The 1255-nt window shown below is 75.3% G+C and carries 2 protein-coding genes; both read left to right on the top strand.

Annotation, left to right across the window (positions count from 1 at the left end):
- A partial coding sequence (locus EAH89_RS31700; protein WP_161993868.1) for a DUF7168 domain-containing protein occupies window positions 1-494 on the top strand: 494 nt, incomplete at its 5' end.
- Complete coding sequence (locus EAH89_RS30855; protein WP_140888009.1) at window positions 491-937, top strand: SprT family zinc-dependent metalloprotease; 447 nt, start codon at window positions 491-493, stop codon at window positions 935-937. The genes EAH89_RS31700 and EAH89_RS30855, both read left to right, overlap by 4 nt.
- Window positions 938-1255 lie beyond the last annotated feature (318 nt).

The following is a 1255-nucleotide window of genomic DNA, read 5'->3' as shown; positions in this document are numbered from 1 at the left end:
TGCCCGCCATCGCCCGCTTCTGCGACTGCAAGGTCTGGCTCGCCCGCGACGAGGACCGCTCGCGCTACGTGTTCTTCGGCTTCGAGCCGGACACCGCCATGGCGGTCTACCTCTTCGCGGTGATCGACCGCGGCATCCGCCGGGAGGTGCTGGGCTTCCGGGCGCAGCACCCGGCCCTGCGGGGCACTCGCCTGCGGCAGGCCTCTACCAGCTTCGCCCACGGCATGGCCGGCCGCCTGGCCGAGCGCCTGGAGGCGCTGCACGCCGCCCGCGAGGCGGAGGTGGCGGCGCAGCGCCCGACCGGCACGGCGCTGGTCCTCGTCAAGCACGGCATAGTGGAGGAGGCCTTCCGCGCGGCGGCCGTGCGGCTTGTGGCGCCGCGGGGTGCCAGCATCCGCCTGGACGGTGCCTACGAGCACGGTTTTGCCGCAGGCGAACGGGTCAACCTGCAGCGCCCGGTGGGCGGCGCTCCGCGGGACCGGCTGGAGGGATGAGCGGGCGCGATCGCCAGCGCGGGCGGGTCTACGCCTGGGAGGACCGGGTGGTGGCGCCCCACGCGCCGGACCTTATCCCCTTCGCCGCCGTCCAGGCGATGGTGGACGCGATCTGGGCCGAGATGGACCTGCGCTGGCCGCCGAAGGTGGAGCGGCTGCCGTGTCAGGCGAGCGCCCGGCAGGCGGATGCCACCCGGCTGCGGCTGCGCCTGCCCGAGGCGCTGCCGTCCTGGGTCCTGCTGCACGAGCTTGCCCACGCCCTGACCAGCACGGCTGAGGGCGGGACGGACGGGCACGGGCCGCGCTTCATGGGCCTCTACCTGCAACTGCTCGAGCGCTACCTGCGCCTGCCGGCGGCGAGCCTGCTGCCCTCCTTGCAGGCGGCGCGGATCGCGGTCGACCTCGCGGCTCGCCCGGTGTTCCTCGACGCTCCCGCCCCGTGAGCGCCTGACACTCGCCCGGTGGCCCTGTGGCGCTGCGGCCGCACCGGCTCGTGCGTTACGGATCGGCTCTGGCCGTCCGGTTCCATGCCTTCCAAATGGTGCCCTTCCAAGGCGGCGAACGACCGCCCAGGGCCGCTGCTGCGCGAGGGGGCGGGTAGGCGGCCAAGGGTGGGTGCGGAGCAGGAGCGGGCATGGCGGCGGTGGACCCCGACGGCGAGCGGGTGCTGGACGAGCGGGAGGAGGCGCTGCTGTCGTCGCTGCCCGAGGCGGAGGGCGGGGCGCTGCGGACCCTGACCCGGCTGGCGCAGCGGCGCGGCC

Origin of the sequence: Muricoccus nepalensis, from assembly GCF_006438825.1 — a bacterium.
In the GTDB taxonomy this organism is placed as follows: Bacteria; Pseudomonadota; Alphaproteobacteria; order Acetobacterales; family Acetobacteraceae; genus Roseomonas; species Roseomonas nepalensis.
Note: the sequence above shows the minus strand (reverse complement) of the source record. Positions and strands in the feature narration are given on the sequence as shown.

Coding starts and splice junctions, on each gene's coding strand:
- EAH89_RS30855 (WP_140888009.1), top strand. CDS start 491: ATGAGCGGGCGCGATCGCCAGCGCGGGCGGGTCTACGCCTGGGAGGAC.